Annotated in this window: 22 protein-coding genes; 6 read left to right on the top strand and 16 right to left on the bottom strand. The window is 53.4% G+C overall.

Annotated elements, in window-relative coordinates; genetic code table 11:
* Window positions 1-2 precede the first annotated feature (2 nt).
* From ACO6TI_RS07770 to ACO6TI_RS07755, 4 genes are read right to left on the bottom strand one after another with little or no spacing between them, the layout of a single operon-like run.
* Window positions 3-986 (bottom strand): NAD(P)H-dependent flavin oxidoreductase, encoded by a 984-nt coding sequence (locus tag ACO6TI_RS07770; RefSeq protein ID WP_055391942.1) that lies wholly within the window; start codon window positions 984-986, stop codon window positions 3-5.
* Entirely contained in the window at window positions 980-1,483 is a 504-nt protein-coding gene (locus ACO6TI_RS07765) for a MaoC family dehydratase (protein WP_196878135.1), read from the bottom strand. The genes ACO6TI_RS07770 and ACO6TI_RS07765 overlap by 7 nt, the downstream gene beginning before the upstream one ends.
* Window positions 1,480-2,301: an SDR family NAD(P)-dependent oxidoreductase gene (locus ACO6TI_RS07760; protein WP_422384680.1), complete on the bottom strand. Its 822-nt coding sequence runs from the start codon at window positions 2,299-2,301 to the stop codon at window positions 1,480-1,482. Before ACO6TI_RS07760 ends, ACO6TI_RS07765 begins: the two co-directional genes overlap by 4 nt.
* Window positions 2,298-3,920, bottom strand: coding sequence for a long-chain fatty acid--CoA ligase (locus tag ACO6TI_RS07755; RefSeq protein ID WP_422384679.1), 1,623 nt, complete (start codon window positions 3,918-3,920; stop codon window positions 2,298-2,300). Before ACO6TI_RS07755 ends, ACO6TI_RS07760 begins: the two co-directional genes overlap by 4 nt.
* A gap of 217 nt (window positions 3,921-4,137) precedes the next feature.
* Between ACO6TI_RS07755 and ACO6TI_RS07750 the strand changes: the two genes are divergently transcribed.
* The 5 genes from ACO6TI_RS07750 (at window position 4,138) to ACO6TI_RS07730 (ending at window position 9,914) form a co-directional block, all read left to right on the top strand.
* On the top strand, window positions 4,138-5,085 hold the full coding sequence (locus ACO6TI_RS07750) for a glycosyltransferase family 2 protein (RefSeq protein ID WP_159100656.1): 948 nt from the start codon (window positions 4,138-4,140) through the stop codon (window positions 5,083-5,085).
* Window positions 5,075-6,157: a glycosyltransferase gene (locus tag ACO6TI_RS07745; RefSeq protein WP_422384678.1), complete on the top strand. Its 1,083-nt coding sequence runs from the start codon at window positions 5,075-5,077 to the stop codon at window positions 6,155-6,157. The genes ACO6TI_RS07750 and ACO6TI_RS07745 overlap by 11 nt, the downstream gene beginning before the upstream one ends.
* Window positions 6,158-6,199: 42 nt before the next feature.
* The gene (locus tag ACO6TI_RS07740; RefSeq protein ID WP_159100655.1) at window positions 6,200-7,336 is read left to right on the top strand and encodes a glycosyltransferase; all 1,137 of its coding nucleotides are present in this window, start codon (window positions 6,200-6,202) and stop codon (window positions 7,334-7,336) included.
* A gap of 244 nt (window positions 7,337-7,580) precedes the next feature.
* The gene (locus tag ACO6TI_RS07735) at window positions 7,581-8,924 is read left to right on the top strand and encodes an asparagine synthase-related protein (protein WP_422384677.1); all 1,344 of its coding nucleotides are present in this window, start codon (window positions 7,581-7,583) and stop codon (window positions 8,922-8,924) included.
* A gap of 213 nt (window positions 8,925-9,137) precedes the next feature.
* Window positions 9,138-9,914, top strand: coding sequence for an FkbM family methyltransferase (locus ACO6TI_RS07730; protein WP_422384676.1), 777 nt, complete (start codon window positions 9,138-9,140; stop codon window positions 9,912-9,914).
* A gap of 37 nt (window positions 9,915-9,951) precedes the next feature.
* Here ACO6TI_RS07730 and ACO6TI_RS07725 read toward each other — a convergent pair whose 3' ends face one another.
* From ACO6TI_RS07725 to gmd, 9 genes are all read right to left on the bottom strand, one after another.
* Window positions 9,952-10,875, bottom strand: coding sequence for a glycosyltransferase family 2 protein (locus ACO6TI_RS07725; RefSeq protein ID WP_422384675.1), 924 nt, complete (start codon window positions 10,873-10,875; stop codon window positions 9,952-9,954).
* A 75-nt stretch (window positions 10,876-10,950) separates the two neighbouring features.
* Entirely contained in the window at window positions 10,951-12,153 is a 1,203-nt protein-coding gene (locus ACO6TI_RS07720; RefSeq protein ID WP_422384674.1) for a hypothetical protein, read from the bottom strand.
* Window positions 12,150-12,938: a glucose-1-phosphate cytidylyltransferase gene (rfbF, locus tag ACO6TI_RS07715; RefSeq protein WP_197000107.1), complete on the bottom strand. Its 789-nt coding sequence runs from the start codon at window positions 12,936-12,938 to the stop codon at window positions 12,150-12,152. Before rfbF ends, ACO6TI_RS07720 begins: the two co-directional genes overlap by 4 nt.
* Complete coding sequence (gene rfbG, locus ACO6TI_RS07710; protein ID WP_422384673.1) at window positions 12,935-14,032, bottom strand: CDP-glucose 4,6-dehydratase; 1,098 nt, start codon at window positions 14,030-14,032, stop codon at window positions 12,935-12,937. Before rfbG ends, rfbF begins: the two co-directional genes overlap by 4 nt.
* 29 nt (window positions 14,033-14,061) lie before the next feature.
* Complete coding sequence (locus tag ACO6TI_RS07705) at window positions 14,062-14,955, bottom strand: NAD-dependent epimerase/dehydratase family protein (protein ID WP_422384672.1); 894 nt, start codon at window positions 14,953-14,955, stop codon at window positions 14,062-14,064.
* 683 nt (window positions 14,956-15,638) lie between these two features.
* The gene (locus tag ACO6TI_RS07700; RefSeq protein ID WP_422384671.1) at window positions 15,639-16,442 is read right to left on the bottom strand and encodes an FkbM family methyltransferase; all 804 of its coding nucleotides are present in this window, start codon (window positions 16,440-16,442) and stop codon (window positions 15,639-15,641) included.
* 492 nt (window positions 16,443-16,934) lie between these two features.
* Window positions 16,935-17,942 carry a hypothetical protein gene (locus tag ACO6TI_RS07695; RefSeq protein WP_422384670.1) on the bottom strand — a complete coding sequence of 336 codons (1,008 nt, stop codon included), beginning with the start codon at window positions 17,940-17,942 and terminating at the stop codon, window positions 16,935-16,937.
* Window positions 17,943-18,176: 234 nt separating this feature from the next.
* Window positions 18,177-19,154, bottom strand: coding sequence for a GDP-L-fucose synthase family protein (locus ACO6TI_RS07690; protein WP_422384669.1), 978 nt, complete (start codon window positions 19,152-19,154; stop codon window positions 18,177-18,179).
* Window positions 19,155-19,166: 12 nt separating this feature from the next.
* A complete protein-coding gene (gene gmd / locus ACO6TI_RS07685) occupies window positions 19,167-20,246 on the bottom strand; it encodes a GDP-mannose 4,6-dehydratase (RefSeq protein WP_197000112.1) in 1,080 nt (359 codons plus the stop codon).
* 371 nt (window positions 20,247-20,617) lie between these two features.
* Here gmd and ACO6TI_RS07680 point away from each other — a divergent pair, with 371 nt between their 5' ends.
* A complete protein-coding gene (locus ACO6TI_RS07680) occupies window positions 20,618-21,361 on the top strand; it encodes a hypothetical protein (RefSeq protein WP_422384668.1) in 744 nt (247 codons plus the stop codon).
* Between the two features lie 21 nt (window positions 21,362-21,382).
* Here the strand turns inward: ACO6TI_RS07680 and ACO6TI_RS07675 are convergent, their stop codons facing one another.
* The 3 genes from ACO6TI_RS07675 to ACO6TI_RS07665 are packed head-to-tail and all read right to left on the bottom strand — an operon-like array spanning window position 21,383 to window position 24,035.
* On the bottom strand, window positions 21,383-22,126 hold the full coding sequence (locus ACO6TI_RS07675) for a hypothetical protein (protein WP_422384667.1): 744 nt from the start codon (window positions 22,124-22,126) through the stop codon (window positions 21,383-21,385).
* Window positions 22,127-22,171: 45 nt separating this feature from the next.
* Window positions 22,172-23,089 (bottom strand): lipid kinase YegS, encoded by a 918-nt coding sequence (yegS, locus tag ACO6TI_RS07670; protein WP_055391496.1) that lies wholly within the window; start codon window positions 23,087-23,089, stop codon window positions 22,172-22,174.
* Between the two features lie 22 nt (window positions 23,090-23,111).
* Window positions 23,112-24,035: a LysR substrate-binding domain-containing protein gene (locus ACO6TI_RS07665; protein ID WP_029063529.1), complete on the bottom strand. Its 924-nt coding sequence runs from the start codon at window positions 24,033-24,035 to the stop codon at window positions 23,112-23,114.
* Between the last annotated feature and the right edge of the window lie 168 nt (window positions 24,036-24,203).

The following is a 24,203-nucleotide window of genomic DNA, read 5'->3' as shown; positions in this document are numbered from 1 at the left end:
CCCTAAATGATCTCTCGCATGCGTTCGCAAGCATCCCGGTATTCACGTTCCAGACGATCAACCACGGCCGCTGCCGGTCCGACCGACTTGATCGCTCCGATCCCCTGCCCCGCGCCCCAGATTTCCCGCCAGGCCTTCGGCAGTGGACCATCGTCCGGCATGACGCTCACATCCCAGTCCGGCGGCAAGTTGTCCGGGTCGAGACCGACCCGTGTCAACGACCCTTTGAGGTAGTTGGCCGGATGCCCGGTGAACAGGGATGACGTCAGGACGTCTTCCGCTGCTGCCTTCACCATCATCTCCTTGTAGACCGGGTCGGCATTGGCTTCGTTCGTTGCCACGAAGGGTGAGCCGACATAACCGAAATCGGCCCCCAGCACGCGAGCCGCCAAAAGAGCTTCACCTGTGGAGACCGCTCCTGCAAGCAACAATGGGCCGTCGAACCACTCGCGGATCTCGCGCACAAGGGCAAATGGCGATTGTGGCCCGCCGTGACCGCCCGCCCCTGCCGCAACCGCGATCAGTCCGTCGGCGCCCTTGCCCACCGCCTTTTTTGCATAGGTGTTGTTGATGACATCATGAAGCGCAATGCCCCCGCACGAATGAGCGGCGTCGTTGACCTCGACCCGCGCACCCATGGACGTGATCCAGACCGGAACTTTCCACTTCGCACAGATTTCGACATCCCGTTCGAGCCGGTCATTGGACCGGTGGACGATCTGGTTGACGGCGAACGGCGCCGCCGGCCGATCCGGATTTGCCTGATTATGGCGGTCAAGCTCTTCGGTAATCTTCTTAAGCCATATCTCGAGCAACACCGGACCGCCTGGTTCATCCCGGGCATTGAGTGCCGGAAAGCTGCCGATGATCCCGGCCTTGCACTGCGCAATCACGAGATCCGGGCACGAGACGATGAAAAGTGGCGCCGCCACTGCCGGAATTCGCATGTCCTGCAAGACAGTTGGAAGCGTTCGCGCCTTCAGCATGCTGGCTGTTTCTCCTCATTGCGGACCAGATAGAACCTGTTGAGCCAATCAGCCTTGAGCGCGGGACGGGTCTCGCCTTCGATTTCCACGGTTGCCTGCCAGAGAAGATCAACCTCACCTGGCCTGATTTCGTTCACCTTTGCCAGGACGAAACGACCACGAACCTTTTGCCCGGCCTTCACTGGAGAAAGGAACCTGACCCGGTCGAAACCGTAATTGATGCCCAGGCGAGATCCGGAGATTTTCGGCTGCGCCTCCTGGCCCATGACCGAGAGCAGGGACAATGTCAGAAAGCCGTGCGCTATCGTTCCGCCAAACGGGGTCTTGGCAGCGTTTTCCGGGTCGACATGAATGAACTGGTGATCCTGCGTCACGTCGGCAAAGGAGTCGATGCGCGCCTGATCAATCAGGTACCAGGACGACACCCCGACATCCTCACCGATCAATGATTTCAGCTTATCGACCGTAAGTGCGCGCGCATCCTCACTCGCAGTCACGCATAGGCCTCCTGGAACAGGTCCGGTCCGGTTTCGACGTTTATACCTCCGCTGATCGGGAGGATTGCGCCGGTGACGTAAGCCCCGCCGCGACCGCACAGGTATTGCAGGGCCGCAGCAATGTCTTCCCTGCGGCCGACCCTACCGAGTGGAACCTGTGCGCCGACCCGGCTCCGGACTTGTTCATCTTCCGTCGCGAAGGCGGTCATCTTGCTGACGAATGGTCCGGGAGCCAGTGCGTTGACCGTAATCCGCCTGTCAGCCAGTTCCTTGGCGAGAATCTTCGTCAGGTGGTGGACTGCCGCCTTGGAGGCTGCGTAGCTGTAGGCGCGATCGCCATGCGGTAATTCCCCCATGACGGATCCGACATTGACGACGCGCGCGGGATCGTCATCGCTTGCTGCAGTTTCCAGCAGGGGCAGGAGTTTCTGGGTCAGATGGAACAAACCTGTCACATTGAGCTGCATGACCCGTTCCCAGGCGAAATATGGAAACTCGCCCAGCGGCGTGCCCCAACTGGTGCCGGCATTGTTCATCAATATGTCGAGCTTTTCTGTACGATTGCCGATTTCGGCAGCCAGGGCATCAATGCCCTGCTCGGTTGCGACGTCCCCGCCAAAACCCTCTGCCCGTCCGGAGTAACCGGCGGCATTCAAGTCATCCGCGGCTGCCTCGCAGGCCTCTTCTTTTCGGCTTGCGATGAAAACCCTGGCACCGGCAGCAACCAGTCCTTCTGCCGCCATACGGCCAACCCCTGTCGCGCCACCTGTGACAAGTGCCGATTTTCCAGAAAGTCCAAAAAGAGCATCCGGGGTCATAAATTGCCCTCGGCACGCTGTTTTCTGAGTGTCAGCTTGGAAACCTTGCCTGTCGCAGTAAGGGGAAGCTGATCCACGAAGACAATTTCGTCAGGCACCTGCCATTTTGCGAGCTTGGCCATGAGAAGCCCGCGCAACTCGTCCTCCTGCGGCTGCGCATCTTCCCGGGGAACGACAATCAGCAACGGCCTTTCGTCCCATTTGGAATCTGGCACGGCGATCACCGCACAATTGGCGACGCCTGGATGGGACATGACAATGTTCTCAAGATCGAGCGAACTGATCCATTCGCCACCGGACTTGATCAGATCCTTCGACCGGTCGGTGATCTGCAAAAACCCTTGCGGGTCGATCTTGGCAATATCACCCGTACAGAACCATCCATCCTGATCGAACACAGGTTTTGAAGCCTCCGGATCTTCAAAATAACCGGAGGTGATCGTATTGCCGCGCACGTAGAGATGCCCTTGTGACTTGCCGTCATGCGGCAATCGATTGCCGGCATCGTCGACGATTTTCATATCCACGCCGAACACACCGCGCCCCTGGGACTGCTTGCGATCGATACGTTTTTCAAGCGGCAGATCCGCCATATCCGGCGGCAGGTTGCACTGGGTGCCGACCGGGCTCATTTCTGTCATGCCCCAGGCGTGACAGACGTTCACGCCCTTCGTCTCAAAAGCCTCAATGAGCGCGCGCGGCGCTGCAGAACCTCCGATCACGACATCACCAAAGCCATCCGGCAAGTTGCCTCTCTGCGTGATTTCATTCATCAGGCCGAGCCAGACAGTCGGTACACCCCATGCAGAATAGACCTTTTCCCTGTCGAGCAGCTCAAACAGGCTTTTGCCGTCGAGCGCGCCGCCCGGAAACACCAGGCTTGCTCCGGAGAGCGGAGCTGCATAGGGCAGTCCCCACGCATTCACATGAAAGAGTGGCACCACCGGCAATATGCGGCCACCTTCCTGCAGAACCTTCGGAATCGTTACGCACAGCATAAAGGCGTGCAGTACCGTCGAACGGTGCGAAAAGAGCGTCCCCTTGGGGTTTCCCGTGGTGCCGGAGGTGTAGCAAAGACCCGCCGCTTCATTCTCATCGAAATCCGGCCAGCCGATGTCCTGAGGTTGTCCCTCCAGCAGCTCTTCGTAACACAGCACATCTTCCATCGAAGTCTGTGGCATGTGTTGCCTCTCGGTCATGATGACGACGCGCAGGTCATTCGGCAGCTGGTCGCGCAGTTTCTCGATGATAGGCACGAATGTGGTGTCGCAGAAGATGATCCGGTCCTGCGCGTGATTGATGATGTAAATCATCTGCTCGGCTGAAAGCCGCGGATTGATTGTGTGACAGACCGCACCAATACCGGAGATCGCGTAGTAAAGTTCGAAATGCCTGTAGCCGTTCCAGGCAAGTGTCGCGATCCGGTCGCCCTGCGCTACCCCCAGTGACTTCAGACCATGGGCCAGCTGCGCGGTGCGACGCGCCGTTTCTCGGTAGGTCGTTTTGTGGATATCACCTTCGGTTCGAACGGAGACGAGTTCACCGAGCGGATAGTTTTCCGCGGCAAAGGTGATGATGTCCGCTATTTTCAGCGGACGGTGCATCATCATTCCCTTCATTCGTGTCCTCCCAAACACTGTTGCGAATACGCAATCGTTCAAAGGGCCCGGGTGCATACCCTCGCGACAGACCGTAGCGTGGGTGTCGCTCTCTGGGAAGGCTGACTGACGAAATCCTTTGACAGTGCGTCCCAGTTGCGCCAAACCCCTGCCCGAACCCGGGGTCCGGCTCATGCGAAGGACCTTTGCCGCCAACCGGAAGGATCAAATCTGCTTCATGACCCAGAAACTGGTCATTGCCGTGTGCACAGCGCAACGCCCGAACATGCTCAAGGCGTGCCTTGCAAGCCTCGATCGGCTTGTCGGTCCGGAAAGCACCGAGCTTTCGATCGTGGTGGTGGAAAACGATCCCAAACCCTACTTCACCGGTGCTTCGGCCGAAGAAGCGAGGTCGGTTCTGCAGATCCCGGTCTTCTTCTATCACGAGGGGCGCAAGGGCATTCCCTTTGCACGCAACACGGCGCTGGAGGCCGCGCTGGAACACGATCCGGATTGGGTCGCGCTGATCGATGACGATGAACGCGCAGAGCCCGACTGGATCGAAAAACTGCTGCAAGCCTGCAAAACATTTTCAGCCGAGGTAGCCAACGGGCCTGTCCGCCGCATCTACGAAAAACCTGCGCCGCACTGGTGGAAGTCGCAACTCCTCAAACCCCGGCCAACCGGAACCGAGATCACCGAAGCGCCCACCAACAACGTGCTGATCAACGCAAGAATAATCCGTGCAGACGGGCTGGGGCTGCGCTTTGACGAGCGCCTGACCTTCGGCAGCGAGGACATTGACTTTTTCCGCCGGACCCATGCGGCCGGCGCCAAGATGATCTGGGTCGACGATGCCTTTGTCGAAGAAGACATTCCCGCCTCCCGCGTAACCACCAAGCGGCTGCTCAGCAGGATGCACATGGCAGCAACTTCGGGCGCATTCAACATCGTGTTGCGTGAGGGGAGAGGCAAGGCGGCGCTGCATTTCATTCCCAAGAGCACGCGGCGCATGGTCTTTGGACTGCTTGCCACTTTGTTCGGCTTCTGCCTGAAACCGTTCGCGCGCCAGCGGGGGGAAAAACTCTTTTATTACGGGCTCATCCGCCTGATGAAAGGGTCGGGAAACCTGCGCGGACTGCTTGGCCGCGCGCACAACTACTATGACGTGATCGATGGCAACTGACGTGGCACAGCGCTCGACAAAACTTGCCCACATTCATCTTGGTGTCGACGGTGGCGCAGAGAAGTTTTTCGTAAGGCTGTCGCGGGCGCTGGCGAAGCGCGGCGTCGAACAGATCGCCTTCATCCGGCATGACAGACCGTGGCGCGATGAACTCGCCGAACACTGCACGGTCCGGGAACTGAAGTTCAGCCGCTCGCACCTGAAGCGCCACTTCGTGCGCTGGGGTGTGTCCAAGGAGATTCGCGATTTCGGCGCTTCCACGACACTGGGCTGGATGAGCCCTGCAAGCAAATGGATGCCGAAGCCCGGACCGGATATGCGCACCTTCTTGCGCCTTGGTGATTTCCCGGACGGCTTTCACACTTATGGCAATGTGCAGCAGTTGATCGGCAATACGCCGGAAATCATCAGGCAGGCCGTCGAATTGGGCTGGCCTGCCGAGTGTGCGCACATGATCAGCAATTTCGTGGATCCGCTGCCGGACAATCTGCAACCGGTCAATCGGTCGGAATTCAACACTCCGGAAGATGCGACCGTGCTGATCGCCCTTGGCAGGTTTGTTCAGCGCAAACGCTTCGACCTCCTCATCGAGACACTGGCGCGGCTTCCTGATCCCGTTCACGCCTGGCTGATCGGTGATGGTGAATTGATGAACGACATGAAGCTTCTGGCGAAGCAACTGGGCGTCGAGGCGAGAACGCATTTTCTCGGATGGCAAAAGGATCCCACGCCATTCCTGAAGGCTTCGGATATCCTGGTCTGTCCCGCCGACGACGAACCGCTCGGCAATGTGGTCCTTGAAGGCTGGAACGCCGGCCTTCCCGTTGTCGCCACGGCGTCTCCCGGTCCAAGCTGGCTGATAGAACACGGCAAGACCGGACTTCTGTCACCTTGCGGAGATGCGGAGGGGCTCGCGGGGTCGATACGAACCGTTTGCGCTTCGTCGACCGCGTCAACCGACCTCGCGGGTCGGGGAACAGAATTCTTGCGGGCGCGGTATTCTGAAGCCGGCATTGTCGTCAGGTACCTGCAATTGATTTTCACAGACAAGCACGGGAACAATGGCAGATAAGCACTCAAAATGGGATGCCGGAGCCGGAGCGAATTGGCAAACATGAAAAAAATCTGCATTTTCACATATGCCTTTATGCATCCACACCACACGATGGTGAATTTTCATATCGAAAACCTGTTCTCCGGGACGGCTGTCGTTTGCGCCGGCAAAGAGACGGAATACCAACCCGTGAAACGGACCGTATTCGATCGGAGTAGTGTGACTGCTTCCAACCTGGACGCTGCAATGGAAGCCATTTTCGGGTTCACGAACAAACTGAGGGGCTTGCCGACCAAAAATCTCATCGGGACCGAGCGGGCGCGCATCATCGATTTTTTGCGCCGTGAAAACGTCGATGCCGTGTTGTGCGAATTCGGCTGCATCGGTGCAGAAGTCATAAGCAGCATCGGCAATATTGGCATTCCCATGTTCACGTATTATCGCGGATACGACGGTACGATGAGAATCCGTTCAGCACGTCAGCGCCGGCTGACCGCGCGTGCTCTCAAAAAAACGGCAGGTCTGTTTTTCGTCTCGCAATATCTGAAGGACAACCTTGCCAGCTACGGGCTTGTGCATCCGAACAGCCATGTCATCCCAAGCGGTGTCAACACGGACAAGTTCCACCCGGTGGAAAAGAAGAAGAACAAGTTTGTTGCCATAGGCAGGCTGGTTGACAAGAAACGGCCGGACATTACCGTCCGCTCATTTTGTGAAGAGGCAAAGTCGGTTCCGGATGCAACGCTTTCGATGCTTGGCGGCGGTCCCTGGCAGGAACGGTGCCAGCAAATTATTCGCGACAGGGGCATGGAAGACCGGGTGGAACTCCTGGGAGAACAGTCCCATGGCAATGTTCTGAAGCACCTGCAGGAATCCGAATTCTTTTTGCAACACTCGGTCACCAGCCCCGAAGGCGATGGCGAGGGAGCGCCGACCTCCATTCAGGAGGCTCTTGCTTGCGGATGCGTTGTCCTGTCGACACGTCACGCTGGTATTCCCGAGTTGGTTAGCGAAGGCGAAACTGGATTTCTGGTCGACGAACTGAACGAGACTGGATTTCGCGGACTCATTGGCGATGCCCTTTCAGGGAAAATCGATGTAGGAAAAATTGGGCAGGCAAGCCGGAGTTTCGCTGTGGGCAATCTCGACAACAGGTTGTTGATCAAGCGGCTGGAAAGTGTTCTAAGCGATGCTTGAAGAGGAAACTCTAGCTCCTTTGGAGCAATTGAAGAGCCAGTAACCGTCAACCCGCCTCCTGTGAGACTATTTACTTGGTGGACACGGAAACAAGTTTGATGCCCCTACAAGGCAGGGCGTCCTTTTTGACGAACGCGGCAGCCCGCCTCTGGTCAGGATATCGAACCAACAACAAGTCAGTCCGGTAACTATGTGCAGTTTTCTCTTTTCAACTCTTGAACCTGAAACAGACGCATTCAACACAATGATGTCGCTCAGGGGCCCGGACAGCACCGCGACACTCTCATTGAACGGCCATTTTTTCTGCCACAATCTTTTGTCGATGCGCGGAGACTTCGTTGCACAGCCCTTTGTGTCGGATGACGAGAAAATCGTCATCATGTTCAACGGCGAAATCTATTCCTGTCCGGACTCCTACAATACCGAGGTCCGCTTTCTCCACGATATGTACAAGGAACATGGCGTCGGTTGCTTTTCCCGGCTGGATGGAGAATTCGCGATCATTCTTGCCGACTATGAAAAAAGCACAGTCTTTGTCGCTCGCGACTGTTTTGGGACCAAGCCCTTGTATTTCGGCTCACGAGGAGACGATTTCGGATTTGCAAGCTACCGGGGAGCGCTTGCAGCGCTAGGGTATGCAGATATCAAATCACTGAAACCCAACCACGTGGTTGAATATGCATTCAACAATGAACGCATCCTGGAACGAGAGATCTATACGTTCAACATTGCTCAATACAAAACTGACCTAACGGACTGGTTCGAGGCATTCGACAAGTCGGTTGCAAAAAGGGTAAAACACCTTCGCGGCAAGGCCTTTGTCGGACTCTCCAGCGGGTACGACAGCGGGGCGATCGCTGCGTCCCTGATTCATCAGAACAAAACCTTTATCAGCGTCACGATCGAGGGCCGGGAAGATCCGGAAGTGGTTCAACGGCGTTTCGCCGCTGTCGAGGCTTCCGGCAACCAAGCGCTGCTTCTGTCGGAGACGGAACTTGACCTTACCGGTCTGCGATCCTGGCTGCAGGACCGCGTTGAAGATCAACCCTATTTCATCATCAATGACGACGGTGAACGCACAGAAACAGGGAAAAGCGTGCACACGGACAAGGCGGCACTCATGCTGGCCGGGGTATGCACAAAGGCGAAGAACGCTGGCGCTCTTGTTTACCTGTCTGGTAGCGGTGCCGACGAGATCGTGTCCGACTACGGTTTTGGAGGGAAGAAGTTCTTCGCACACAGCAATTTCGGCGGCCTGTTTCCAACCAATTTTCTGGGTCAATTCCCCTGGTCGTCCTTCTTCGGGAGCACACAAGCTGCCTATCTTTCAAAGGAGGAGATGGTTGCCGGGTCTTTCGGGATGGAGGCAAGATACCCTTTTCTCGACCGGATTGTCGTACAGGAATTCCTGAACCTGACAGCTGACGTCAAAAACAGGCAATACAAGTCGGCCATCAGCGAATATCTTAAGCTGAGGGATTTTTCAGTCAAAGAAGACGTGAAGATCGGCTTCGGTTTCAAAGACAAGCAGAAGAAAAAGAAAAAAAGATTTTCCGGGATCAGGAAGGTCGCAAATTATTTTCAATAGTTCGCAGCTGCAGAACCAGGCGGCATGTTTGCCTCGATTCCGGTGAAAACCAAAAAAGCGCACCTGACTAAACGATTGCAAGGAATTTACGTTACTTGTAAATCTCTCGATATAGACCTCAAGCGCCCCTCCCGCAACGCAGATTGCTGAAGTGAAAAAGTGTATCTTCTCAACAAACTCCGAAAGCGCCGACTTAAGCGATGTACGAGGCAATTGCTGAAATCCGAAGGCAATGAATACGCCCGGCTTTTCAACAAGAAAACGTCACTGCTCGGACTCTCGACGGCCATAAGCTGGGATGGTGACAGGTACACCGTCAAAGACGACACATTGCCTTCGGTCAGCTACTGCTTCAGGCATGAGCGTCAGGGGCACATGGCGTACAAGGATGGCCTCGTGCCACGGGCACTCGATCTGGGCAGATCCTATTTTCTGGATCAGGTCGACTTCGATACTGGTGATGTCGTTCTGGATTGCGGTGCCAATGTTGGCGACTTTTATCTTTGGTTCCTGTTGAACAAGATTGATATCGACTACACCGGATTTGAGCCAAGCCCTGTCGAGTTTTCCTGTCTTCGCAGAAACGTCGAAGGTCAATCTGTCCATAACATCGGGCTCTGGAACAAAACGGATGAGCTCACGTTTTACGTCAGTTCCCAAGGCGCCGATTCAAGCCTGATAGAGCCCAGGTACTATGACGAAAAGATTGTCGTACAGACGAAAAGGCTCGATTCAATGATCGATGGCTCAGTGAAACTGCTCAAATTGGAGGCAGAAGGTGCAGAACCAGAGATCCTCGACGGTCTTGGCGACAAATTGCGCAACATTGAATACATCACTGCAGATCTTGGTTATGAGCGCGGCGTTGAAGCTGAAAGCACGCTCGTTCCAACAATAAATTTCCTACTCGCTAGGAAATTTGAATTGGTCGATGTTGGGCGAGGAAGGTTATGCGCTCTATTCAAAAACAGGCACAATTTCAACGGCTGAGTTCTCTTTATTCCTCAATGAGAAATTGAAACTGACTTCACAAACTAATAACCTTCCTGAGTATTTTTCTTTTGATTTTCTCTATTTTCCCAGGTTTCTTCTTCTTGAGAGTGTAAAATTTCTTCAAATTTTCAAATGCAGCGTAATCCTCCGCTAGTATTTCCGGATATTCGATATTCGGCTCGAGGTTCAATTTTCTTTTTTTGTTGCGGAATTCATCGACATTGCAATGTACTCCGCTTCCATCGAAGCCGATGTTTCGAACGTAGGAAACGTGCGGGTTCAAACACAATCCATTCTGTTTGAATATCGTCGCATACCAGAATATTGCCCAGGTGTTCATTCTCCCGTCGACATTGGCAAGTACCTGGAACCAGAATTTTTCGCCAATGTCCAGGTTGAAACGATCAATCATTTCCGGCGTGAACTCCGTGACGAGTTTTTCAGGTTTCCTTTCAAAATGCTGCCATCTGTCGCGCCATGTCCCCCAGCCCCAGCAGTTCATCAACCTGGAAAAATAGGACTGTCGCGAATTTCGATTTTCAGTCGGCTCATTGTATCCACAGATATGCCAGACCTTTTTCTCGCTTTCATATCTGGCAAGACTTGCATTCATGTAATTCAGAAATACCGGGCTCGTGACGATGTCGTCTTCAAGAACGATGATATTGGAATACTCTTCAAGAACCTTGTCTATTCCCTGAACAATACTTTTTGCCAACCCTATGTTCGCGTCTTGCTCAACGATCGTGAGCGACTTGAATGCGTTCATCCCGCGGGCGATCGTGCACACCTCCTGGATAAGCACAACGTCGTCTTCGTTCCGGGGACCATCCACGAAAACGAAGAGATCCGTTGCACTTGCAAGGTCGTTTTTGGCGATTGCCTCGAGTGTTCTTCGCGTATGTTCGGGCCGGTTGAATGCAAACAGCGCGACGGGAGCCAAGACGTTCAGATTCATTATTGGCCTTCCTTCACAGTTTTTGTTTTCGAACCGGCTTCAACAATCAAATCAAAGATCCAAAATATTATTTTATCAACAATTTGAACTATTCTTTGATTTTACCTTGGCCATTTCATCTTTTATGTTTTGCACATACGTGCGATTTGTCTTGGTGAACATGTCTAGCCACTCTTCTTTTCGACTATTTTCGACAGGTTGTTGTGTCGACAGAAATTCTCTTAATTGTATTGCTGCCCTATCAGGCTGACTTTGCAAATGCAGTACAACACCTTCCGGTATCTCGTCTGAATAGCTGGTGGAATTCGCGGTAACTGCTGTCACCGGCGCAAACCTAATGTTTTTGACTAGCGCCCCCTCGATCGAAGCCGACCACAAGGAAGGCGAAAGGACCACTTTGCAGCGAGAGACCGCGCTATTCAGTCCGCTCATCCAGCTCATTTCAACAAAGGTGCAGTTTTCAGGAATGTCTTCAATATCCCGAGGACATTTGAACGGAAACAAGAACGTGAGTTCCGGCGCGCGACGAGCAACTGCTAGCGCCCAGCGGCTTCCCTTGGCGAGAATGTCGTTGCCATGAAAAACAACGTCCCACTGAAACTCGGTCGTCTCCCTGTCTTCCGCAGGCTCTGTTTCTGCAATCAGGGATTTTTCTATTTCTGCCGTCCAGAGGCCGACTACAGGTACGGAGGTTCCGAATTGCTGTTCAGCCAGCTTGGCCTGCCGTTCATTTTGCGCCAGAAAACGAACTTTGCCCGAGTGTGCGAGTGAGTGCAGCTTCCTGATGAACGCTGTCGCGCTAGAAGTCTGCCTCGGAAAAGGTGCACAACCGAACATCTTCGCGGCTTGTTGAGTAGGATCACCGAGACATCTCAAGCATGCCTCATGTTCCATCGGAAGGTGATTGTAGCTGCGGACGCAGAAGAAACTGGATTCCAACAAATAGATCCAGCAGTTTCCACGCAAGAGCTTTATGATTCTCAATGTAGCAGAAAACCCAAGGTCCTGCGGATGCAACAGCAGGACTGGTTTATTCGAATTTCGCAGGATCCAAAGACGAACAAAAAACAAGAACCAGCGCGGTGCCCCCTTAGACCACAACAAAAGCTCGCGAAAGACCGATCGGTCATCCCGCTTGTCCAGCCTAGGTCCGGGCTCAATGTACTGCAGGCCTTGCGCCACCAGATAAGCTACCAGCTGACCGGTTCCCGATCTTCCGGCCGGAATTCCGCTTACCACGGCAAAATCACCTGAAATCCTGGGGTCTTCACCGCTCAACGGATATCCTTCCACACTTTCCAGGGAGCCTCTCCGCTTTGCCAAAGATCTTCGAGATATTGCTTTTCCCGCAACGTATCCATCGGTTGCCAGAACCCGTCGTGTACGTAGGCCGACATCTCTCCATCACGAGAAATCCCTTTCATCGGAGCCTGCTCCCAGGGAATATTTTCGATATCAAGATCCTGCAGGTAATTTGCGATCTGAGGAGAAAGAACAAAAAAACCACCGTTGATCCAGCCGCTTTCGCCCCTTGGTTTTTCGACAAAGCCACTAACCTTGGTATCGTCTATTTCAACGGCACCGAAACGACCAGGAAGCCTAACCGCTGTCACTGTCGCCAAGCGGTCCTCCTTGCGGTGAAAAGCAATGCTCTCGGCGATATCGACATCGGACAGACCATCGCCGTAGGTCATGCAAAAATCCTCATCGCCCACATACGGCAGTATCTTTTTGATCCGACCGGCGGTCTGCGTATTCAGCCCCGTCTCGATCAACGTGATTTTCCAGGGTTCGGACCGGTTTTCATGCAGCTCCACGCCACCGTTCTTCAAATCTATGGTGACATTGGAAACATGCATCAGGTAGTTGGCAAAATACTCCTTGATCATGTAACCCTTGTAGCCAAGGCACACGACGAAATCGTTTATTCCATGCGCCGAATACATCTTCATGATGTGCCAGAGGATCGGTTTGCCACCTATTTCGACCATCGGCTTTGGCCGCGTAACTGTCTCTTCAGCTAGTCTCGTACCGAGGCCGCCGGCCAAAATCACCGCTTTCATTTGATTGGTTCCAATCGTTCCATTGAGCCAAGAGCGGTTTCATAGGCATCGACCTGCACTTGCGTCAGCGCGGCAACATTTTCCCGTGCATGGAAGCACCGGTACCATTCGACCGTTTTCTGCAAAGCGGTCCGGGTATCCCAAAGCGGCCGCCATCCCAGACCGAAGAGCGCCTTTGAATTGTCCAGCGCCAGAATTCCGGCTTCCTTCTTTTCCGTTTCAACGTGGCCGGTCACCGCCCAGTCGGCATCCTCGCCCCAGCTTGTTTTCAGAAAGTCCGCAATTCGCCTGACTTCCCAAATTCCGTCGACATCAGGGCCGAAATTCCAGCCTTCACCGTAACGCTGCGGATCTCCCGCAAGCTTTTCAGCAAGGATCATGTACCCGCTGAGAGGCTCCAGAACATGTTGCCACGGCCTGATCGCATGCGGGTTCCTGATGCTTGCGGCTTGCTTTTTCATGAAGGATGCAACGATATCAGGCACAAGCCTGTCCTGCGCCCAGTCACCTCCACCGATGACATTTCCGGCCCTTGCCGTTGCCAACCCGATCTGCTTTTGAGCGAAGAAGGAATGCCTGTAGGACGCCGTGAGAATTTCAGCCGCACCCTTGCTCGCGGAATAGGGGTCCTTGCCGCCCATTGCTTCGTTTTCCCGGTACCCCCAAATCCATTCCTTGTTGTCATAGCATTTGTCGCTGGTCACCACGACAATCGCCTGAAGACCAACAATGGTTCGCAGGGCGTCGAGCAGATTGGCCGTACCCATCACATTGGTTTCGAAGGTTTCGAGCGGATTGTCGTAGGACAATCGCACCAATGGCTGGGCCGCGAGATGGAAAACGATCTCCGGACTGCAGCGGTCAACCGCATCCTTCACCTGTGGCAGATTCCGCAGGTCAATTCGGAAGTCGTTTTCCAGCCCGCTCCCGGCGTTCGTGCAGACATACAAATGCCGGTCACTTTCCGGGTCGAGCGCCAGGCCACTTACCGATGCGCCGAGTTTTTTCAGCCAGTGGAGTAGCCAGCTGCCCTTGAAACCGGTGTGACCGGTTACCAGTACGCGCTTGCCTCGCCAAAATTCTCTATCGAGCATAATCTCTTTCTGACACTAAAGGTCCCGATTTAACCGGTCGACTCATCCCATTCCCGCAGTAATTGTTCAACACCCTGTGCGATATTTATTCTTGGATTCCAGCCGCTGAATTTTGGGCCAACATACGGTACCATAAGCTGATTGCTTCGATAGGGACGGGCACCCCACCTGACGTTCATCGGCTGACCCGATCCCCTTTCGACAACGCGCGCCAACTCTCTCACCGTCAGAACTTCCTCACCGCACACAAACAGGTTCGGGTTGCGGAACTTTTGGTCAAGGCGCAGATTATTGAGCGCTAGAACAACCGCTGAAACCGCATCTTGGACGTGCAAAGGCACCATTTTCTGTTCGCCGGGTGTAGCGTCCATCCATTTGCCCGTTTTTGCAGCCGAAATCAGTTCTGGAAGAAGTTTGGGTCTGGTGTCACCAGGGCCGTACAAATCGTAAAGGATAAGCGTCAAAGCATTCAAATTATGCCAGTCTGCATAATACGACAGCAACTCCGAAAACGCCTGCTTTGTAGCTGCGTAAAGAGAATTCGGCCTAACATTTCCGTATTCTGCAAACTGCGAGAACGTACCTATATTAATAAATCCGGTCACGCCTGCCAGACGCGACGCCTCCAGTATTTTCCCTCCAAAAAGCAAATTGGCATTCAGAATATTTACCGCATTTCCTCCCGTTTCATTCGCCGGATAAATCGTTGCAACATGGATGATGTTGGTTATGTTGTGTCGTCCAATGTCTTCCGAAAGCTTAATTACGTCTCCATTGTCACAAATATTCGGAAAGTTCTGAAAAGCCTCTAACGGCCGACCTGCCCTGACCAGCGAGAAGACGGGAACGTTCAGACCAAGAAGTTCTCGCATAACGTGCCTCCCCAAAAACCCGCTCGCCCCAGTAACCAGGACACCACTCATTCATCTATCCTTTCAACAGTACACCTTGTGAAGATTTATTTCCCGAAACCGGGCCTAAGATCTTGAGAAAATCTTGCAGAGTTTTGATTGAACATTCGTAGAGTTGTTGACTCCATTTTGCGTAGTTCGACTGGGAATCCAAGCTGCAGATACGCACTCAACCGGTTGTCCGTTCTGTTTTCAATCACAAATCAAACCAATCGCCGGATGAGGACCATTTCAGCTTTCTCATAAAAAATACTGACTTTGGTTTGGTTGTTCATTGGCACGATTAGGTTTCAGATCTGTAATTTACGTTGCTTTGGCGGCTTTCCGGCACCCGAAGGGCCGGGCTCTTTCTCCCGCTGACTGCGTTGGTTTGCGCTTGTGGTGGGGTACACCGCAGCACACAAGCCGCCTGGTCAGCAGAAGAACGCGCGCAGGTCAAATGATCCAACACTCAATAGATGCGCTCTAGGACACCTCAATTCTCAGTGCAATTTATCAAGCTTTCTTGGCGGCCACGTGGAAATGCTTTGATGTGTCGATTGACGATCCTACTCGCCCTCGATTTTTCGACGCGGAACTTTCAGATTTGCAATTTCGCGGCCCCTCTATAAGTCGAAGGAACTCACTCATCCTGACGCCGAATATCAGAAAACTACAGTAAAATGGAACTCTTTATAGTGCTAATACTATTTGTCCTAACTATTTCTGTAAAACAGAAAATTTGCACGACCATCTGACCAGATGATTTTGTATCCTTGCGACTTCAACATAGCACTAATTTCACTTGCCCTTGCATAGGCAACTTTGGAAGGAAAATTTAGTTCGTCAATTTCCAGAAGTAATTGTTTGGGCAGGAATTTGTTGGAAAGCATATGCTTGACAACCTCAATTTCCGCCCCCTCAATATCTAGCTTTACAAGTTTAACTTTGCCCGGAGAAATCCCCAATTCTTCAAGGAGAGAAATCAAATCAACTGTTGGCACATCGATGTAATCCGTATCTTTTCTATAATCATTCTGAAAGTTGTTTATTGAGTGCGATACGTGACTCGAATCTTTTGGTTCATAGAACCGAACGGTACCTACTTCGTTCCACAGCGCTTTTTTTACAAGTATCAGCTGAGATGCATCAATCTTCGACAAATCATAGGAAGCAATATCCTGTTGTCCCGTTCGATTGAATGGCTTGCTGCTTGGCAAACCAAATCTCTCGCTAATCTGTTCAAAATGAACCACTGCTCGAGGCGTCGGGTCGACAACAATTACTTTCGCACCGTATCGATTTGCGAAAGCAACATCAAAAGACGCGTCTTCACCCAACCCTGCAGAAACGATCACAGAGCCAGACAGATCCTGATCATCAACCAAGGTCCAGCCGCCATACTCGGTTCCCAAATTAATGAGCGGGTGTTGTTTTGATGCTAAACGAAACTGCAGAGAATGCTTCTTTCCACGAAGCACCTTGATTTGATGTTGTATTTTCTTAGTCAGATCAGACATGAATTTTGGTCTTTTTTGCCTTCGCAGGTTTCAACACTTGCCCCATTTTGGAAACTCAGCGCTGGTGATTTGTCGACGCTTTGCCAATGGGTCATTGCTTACCGCACACATTGCAGATCGGTGCAGATCGGCTTCTCAGAGCCTCAAAATGACATGACACCGATCTTTCTCCAAGATTGATTGTTGGTCTTCTCGCTGTCATCCTCTGTTGTTTTTGCGTCGACAATGTGTATTCCGTTTTTGCCGAAACAATGAAACTGGCATCAAACAAAACCTTACAAAGAGTACTTCTTGACAATTTACGGAAATCAACTGACAGAACACTGGTCCCATAAGTAAATGAAGCAGAATTTTCATGACTGGACAGCTCGTGAAATGCGACTTCTTGTAAAATATAGATAAATAAAACCAAATTTATCCATTCTAAACACCTATCGAAAAAATAACAGATTTCTTCAAATAATTTAATTACCCAACACGGCATGTTATTTTTTAAATCTCACCTTTGGAAATAATATTATTATTTAAAATACTCAAATATTGCAGTCGCGCGTCTCGGCAGACTCGCAAATTCTTACTCCGCGTAGTCACGACATCATTGATTGCCTTCGCAAAACCGGCATCTGAAGAAGCTGCATGGGCGTTGCCACCGCTCAAAAGTTGCTTCATCGCGATGCCTTTGGAATGAACAATCACCTTCTCTGTCGCAATTGCATCTTGAACTATGCCCGACCCCTGAAGACCGTAAACGTCCGTGTCGTAAGGCAAAAGAATCAGGTCAGCGGACAAAAAGAGCTTGATGAAAGTATCAGGGTCCAACCGATCGGAATGGCGGGAGAATAGAATGCCGCTTTCTTCAGGCATCTCCTGGACAAAATTGTAAGCACCATTTTCTGCAAAATCCCGCTCCGAACCTTGGAGGATAATCTCAATCGGTTTCGACGCGGTTTTTTGTTTGAGAAGTTCACGCAGACAATCGGTGATCCCACCGATGCGCTCATACCCCTTTCCTGGCCGCGGTGCGCCGAACAGGCCAACCCTGAATGGGTCGGACTTCGCAGTCGTCGGCACTTCAGGTGGAAGGGCAGGATCGAAACTGCAAGGAAGATAAAAACCGCCCTGAACATCCAACCCGTATTGAACATTCAAATGCGCCGCCATTTCCTCGGTCTCGCAGAAAAGGGACAGATTGCTCTTTCGGGAAAGTATTTCTGAGAGTACCCCAAGACGCTCTTCCCGCCTGGCAGTCTTGTGTTCCCCCAACTCGGGATCGAGGAAACGGAGGACAAGGCGCGGTGACCGGTCCTTTCTTTCATCCACGAGCTGAGATGCCGATTCGAGTGCCTCGAGATCCGCGGACGGAACAATCAGGAGATCGCTGGTGTTCAAATCAAGCTTGTCGCAGACCTGCGAAAGCTCCCGGCCATAGGGTGATTTTGGCAAGGACAGGATTTGCCCAGACAACGCGGCCCTGAAAACAGCGTCGATTTTCTGCCTCAACGATCCGTTTCCGATCCGCCACCGAAGTCTGGAAAGCTCTCTGGAGCGAGCCGAAATCCTGGCGGTGGCCTCGCCCAGAAACCCATCATAATCCTCCCCCGTCACGAGATGAAGATCATGGCCCGGCAGCATTTTCTGCAACGCGCCTATCTGGGTGTGCTGATGGCCGCGATTGCGGACGAGTTTCCGTTCGACAATCACCAGCTTTCTTCGAGAGCTGTCTTGTTCGGGCATCTAGTTTCCGGATCCGGAACCGAAGGCCTGAGCGTAGGTTTCGGAAACACCCTGGCGCAACGTGCGCGCCCGATTCCAGCCAAGCCCATTCAAAAACGATGTGTCAGCGAGTTTGCGAGGCGTTCCGTCCGGTTTGCTGGCATCAAACCTCAACGTGCCTTCAAAACCCGCAACGGTGCAAATGAGTTTTGCGAGGTCACCGATACTGACTTCTTCGCCGGATCCGATATTTACCGGCCTGGGGCCGGAATAAAATCTTGTCAGGAACACGATTGCATCCGCCAGGTCGTCAACATGCAGAAATTCCCGGAGCGGTTTTCCGCTGCCCCAGACTTCAAGCGTTTCAGAACCCTGCTGCTTTGCCTCATGCGCCTTTCGCATCAGCGCCGGCAGGACATGGCTCGAATTAAGATCATAATTGTCTCCCGGGCCATAGAGATTTGTCGGCTGTACGGAGATGTAATCGCAGCCAAACTGTTCTCGATAGGCCTGACACAGTTTGATGCCGGAGATTTTTGCTATGGCATACCACTCGTTTGTCGGTTCCAGCGGTCCGGTCAACAGGCTGTCCTCGTTGATCGGCTGCGGCGCAAGCTTGGGATAAATGCATGTTGACCCCAGGAAGACGAGCTTCTCGACGGCTGCCCGATGAGCCGCATGAACAACATTCGCCTCAATCATGAGATTGTCATAAAGAAACTCGGCAGGATGGGTGCTGTTTGCCAGTATGCCGCCGACCTTGGCCGCAGCCAGTATCACGACATCCGGTCTTGCGTCGCTCATCCAGTCTTCGACCTGGCTTTGGCGCCGAAGATCAACATCCTTGCTGCTGACCGTCAGTATGTCACAGGATTCCTGTTGCAACCGGCGTACGAGTGCGCTTCCAACCATGCCGGTGTGCCCCGCGACAAACACCTTTTTCCCGGCAATGTCATAAGTCTGGCTGTCCGGCTGGCCGGTAAGTGGTGCTTCCTGCATTCGGGCCTCTCGTCAGACGTCTGAACGTGACGAACTGCTGTTCGAGTCGAGTTCCAAAGGGACCGCTTTCATATCGGAACGCACCATTTGCGCCACCATGTCCCTGAAAGAGACTTTTGGCGACCAGCCAAGAACGCGATGCGCCTTGCTGGCATCCCCGATCAGCAATTCGACTTCGGTGGGACGGAAATACCGCTGGTCGACCGAAACGAGCAACTTGCCGCTGTCCGCATCATAGCCTTTTTCATCAACACCCTTGCCTTGCCAGCGAACCGAAATACCCACTTCCGCGAACGCAAGCTCGACGAACTCGCGAACCGAGTGTTTTTCGCCCGTGGCAAGAACAAAATCGTCTGCGGTATCTTGCTGGACGATGCGCCACATGCCTTCGACATAGTCTTTCGCGTGCCCCCAATCGCGCTCGGCGTCCAGGTTACCAAGGAAGAGCTGTTCCTGAAGCCCCAGTTTTATCGCGGCGGCGGCCCTCGTGATCTTTCGCGTCACAAAAGTTTCCCCACGGATCGGGCTCTCGTGATTGAACAGGATGCCGTTACTTGCGTGGATGCCATAGGCTTCCCTGTAGTTTACAACCACCCAATAGGCATAGAGTTTGGCGGCAGCGTAGGGGCTGCGCGGATAAAACGGGGTTTTTTCGGTTTGAGGGACTTCCTGAACCTTGCCGTAAAGCTCAGACGTCGACGCCTGATAAAACCTTGTCTTATCCGTCAGGTTGAGAAGTCTTATCGCTTCAAGAAGGCGAAGCGTGCCGAGCGCATCTGCGTTTCCCGTATATTCCGGCGTTTCGAACGACACCTGCACGTGGCTTTGTGCGGCCAGGTTATAAACCTCGTCCGGCTGCACTTCCTGCATGATACGGATCAGATTGGTCGCGTCCGTCATGTCGCCGTAGTGAAGGTGCAAACTGACATTCTGCTCGTGCGGATCCTGATAAAAATGATCGATGCGGGCCGTGTTGAAAGATGATGACCTGCGTTTGATACCGTGGACCGTGTATCCCTTGCCAAGCAGAAGTTCTGTCAGGTAGGCGCCGTCCTGTCCTGTAATGCCGGTAATGAGTGCTGTTTTTGTCATCTGTCTCGAATTTGTTCAAAGCACGCTTGATTGCTCGCCGCATGAAAAATCCATCAAGCGCTGTTCGACGCTTTCGGAATGATCCCGAAACTCACATTGAATTCAACGGGTAACCGGGCCTGTAGCTGGCTTTCCGGATCGCTGCGTTATAGTCGTTCCGTTTATCAAAAAAAAGCTGAAATCTGCAAATTTCAATAATGCCGAAGCTGCAAGCACTTAAGCGTTTTCATTGCATGCCGGGGCGGTCAAAAGCCTGTTTCAGACCAAAAACAAACGCTGGATTTATGAAATCCACCTTGGCATAAGAACCTTGTTGCAATTGCCCAGCGGCGGACAGGCGCGTGCTGGTTCAGCGCCATTCGTGCAGGACAATGACGAACAAAGATCCGATCGATGTAACACTCGTGTCAGGAGCGCGCCCGGGCCTGCTGCAGGAAACACTCAAGAGTTTTTCCGAAAAACTCTTCAGGCATTTCCCGATCGCGACGCTTTACGTCAACATCGACCCTTTCGAGGGTGGTCAGGCAGAGGTTGAAGACTGCGAACGGATATGCCGGGAGTTTTTCCCCACTGTCGTTTCCAGGAAACCGGACACATCCCACTTCACGCGCGCGGTAAAATGGCTGTGGCAACAGCCGCGCTCAGCATGGTGCTTTCACCTCGAGGACGACTGGATCCTGAACAGGGATGTCACCTATGCGGAATTCTCCGGTTCGATGAAGTGGCGCGTAGCGCAGATTACACTCATGACGAAGGAGAAAAACTGGGGGTACCGCTCGCCCTATCACTTCGAACCCGACCGGTTCACGATCCTCGGCAAGGATCTCGGCAAGGGCCTCAACAAGAAGCGGCCGGTTTTCACCACAAGTCCAAGCTTCGTGAAACGGGAATTTGCCCATCAATGCTCCGAATTGATGAGCGACACCCTTGATCCGGAAAAGCAGTTGAACACGCTAAACCCGCAACTAAATCAGTATACGGCGAAGTACCGAAATCGCTTTATCGGCAAACGCCGGGAGTTTGTGGCCGTGGATATCGGCAGGCGGCACCGTGACGAAATAGGCCTCACGAAGACGGTGATCGAGGGGAACAGTGTCTGGACGGAAGACAACTGATTGCCGGAAGCTTAAGCGACCTCAGCCGCCGGTCGCAAACAAAGTGCCTTTTTGGGCCGCGGTGTCGAAATCAAAGCCGAACATGTCGAGGTCAGACGCATACCAGTCCGCGACGGTCTGGATCGATCTATCCGTATAAAAGTCCTTGTAGGATGCGCCGGCATTGCGGGAGACGTTCCTGTCTTCAAGTCCGTCATCGACCTTGAAATAACGCGACACCTCTTCGCTCAGGCATTCCTGGCGGAGTATGTCGACCGCGATGCTGCCGGCTTCGTCGATGACATAGTCGGTCTGCGGATACCATCCAAGCGACGCCCTGTGCCAGAAGTAGTCCTTGCCGCCGAATTCATGACGTGTTTCGAGAAATTCATCGAAGCCCTTGATCGACAGCTCCGATTTCGGCAGGTCTCCGCCGCCGGTCTGAAGATAGAACTTGTAGCGCGAGAACGTGCGGCCCCAGGGATTTCTGATGACGGCAAAGGGTATGGTCCCTGCGCGCACCGACAGGTCGATATCTCTCAGCCGTGCATGCTCGTAACCCGGGTGCAGGTGAATGGACTTCATGAAATCGAGAAGGCCGTCGGCATATGCCTTGCTCTTCAGACGCCTGCGATGTGCGATGATAATCTTGCCGTTCAATGAAGACGCTTCGCGGATTGCCATGCCGCCATTTTTCGGAACATGGACCAACAGGTGTTTCTTGGGGGCGATGCCGAGGCGCGAGGGGGCGAATTTCAGAAAATTCTTGAGTTGATACTCGTCCATGATGTCTTCTGGATCTTCTTGGCGGCCGGATGCAGGAGGAAACGGCTACCGCCGCATATCAATCTGGTGGTGCCTTATCCCAATCTTCCAGTCCTGTCCATTCATCGGCTCTCCATCCAGATTGAATTGGACCGGATTGGCTGTCTGGATATTGATATCCCGCGCCTTTCGCTGAATAAGACCGTTTTTCATGCCATCCACACCGCTGTCCAAAAGGGTTGAAAGCAGATCGGTAACCTTCCCGGACCTGGGAAATGGCAGGATTGTCAGATCAAGAAATCCGTCATCCAGTTTCGCCCGAGGGCACAGACGGATACCGCCGCCGGCGCGTCGGCCATTGCCGATCGCCAGAGCAAGGAACGCACCTTCCCAGGAAAACCCTTCCGCTTCGATCCGTCCTTCGCAGGCCGCAAGTTCAGAAAACCGGTTCAGGCCCGTGAACAGATACGCTGCGCCGCCGAGCACGCGCTTCAGTTTGGGATCTGTCTGTGACGTTACTTGCGTCCCGAACCCACCGGTCGCCATGTTGACGAAACAGCAACCATTGACTTCGCCAACATCCATCGGCTTTGCGCTTGCACGTGCCGCAAATCGCAGGCAGCCCGGAACATCGGCCGGGTCCAGCCGGATGTGGCGAGCGAAATCATTCGCCGTTCCAAGCGGCAATACCGCAAAGGCAAAGGGCGGTTTTGCGCCGTCTTCCAGTTCGTGCAGCACGGCATCAACAACCTCGTGGATCGTTCCATCTCCACCACCGCTTACCAATGTGTCAATTGCATCGGCCTCGTGATCCCTGAGTGCCTCCTTTGCGAGACGCACGGTATCACCGGCTTCATAAGTCACCCTGACGGACACTTCATGTCCCATGGACCGAACCGCACTGACGGCAGTGCGCACATCATTACGAGACGCCGATTTTCCGTTCAGGATCAAGCGCAAATGCTGCTTTTCGTTTGTCCTCATACTTTCCCAGTCTCACTTTGCCTCATTCAGGCAACATCATTTCTCGTTTGATCCGGGCGGTTCTAGCCTCTTCCATCAGCCAGTTGCGGAATGCCGCCACAACGGGCCGCATGGTCCGGCCTTCCGGATAGACGAAATAATAGGCAGTCTGCTGGTCCAGAGACAGATCAAACAAACGCACCAAGCGCCCTGATGCAAGCTCGGCTTCAACGAAGAAACGCGGGATCAGGGCAGCGCCCGCATGATGGATCGCCGCTTCCGATATCATGACAAATTGTTCGAAACGTGCTCCCTGAAAGGCTGCATCCGTTTCCACGCCGGCGAGATCGAACCATTGCCGCCAGGCCAGCGGCCGTGTCGCCAATTGCAATCGTGGCACACGTGCCAGATCCTGTGGCGTCCTGATCCCGAACCTGTCTCTGAACGCCCTCGAAGCAACCGGGACAACCTCTTCTGCAAACAGTCTTTCGGTGATCGCGCCCGCCCAGACCGGGTCTCCATGGTGAATTGCCCCGTCAAACGGCTCCTCGTCGAAATCAAACGGCTGCAAGCGGACACTCAGGTTCAATCCGGCATCCGGATACCGGCGGCCGAATTCGGCCAGTCTGGGAGCCAGCCAACGCGTTCCGAACGTCGGCAGGACCGCGAGATTCAAGACATCCGCGCTGCCGGCATAGGACATGACCTGGCGTGTGGCCGCCGTCATCTGTTCCAGGGCACCACGAATGTCATGCAGGTAGAGCCGGCCCGCATCGGTGAGCACGATCCGCTGTCGCACCCTGCGAAAGAGTTCGACGCCGAGGCGGTCTTCAAGATGGCGAACCTGTTTCGAGATTGCGCCCTGCGTCAGGTGCAGTTCCTCGGCCGCCCGGGTAAAACTCAGATGCCGGGCCGCGCATTCAAAAGCGATCAGAGTGTCTGCCGACGGGATAAAGGCGCGCTTCATTCAAATGCCCTAGTTCATTCCATTTCGTCATGAATGATGAACCAGCTTTCGCTTTTCCGCAAATAAAAATCCGTCCACACTTGCTCAAACAGAATGACCTCGAGCATCAGCACATCTTCAATTTGCCCCAGGCTCAAACTTTTGCCGGGACACGTCACAGGAGACACC

It is taken from the genome of Roseibium album, from assembly GCF_965233825.1.
Taxonomy (GTDB): domain Bacteria; phylum Pseudomonadota; class Alphaproteobacteria; order Rhizobiales; family Stappiaceae; genus Roseibium; species Roseibium album.
Note: the sequence above shows the minus strand (reverse complement) of the source record. Positions and strands in the feature narration are given on the sequence as shown.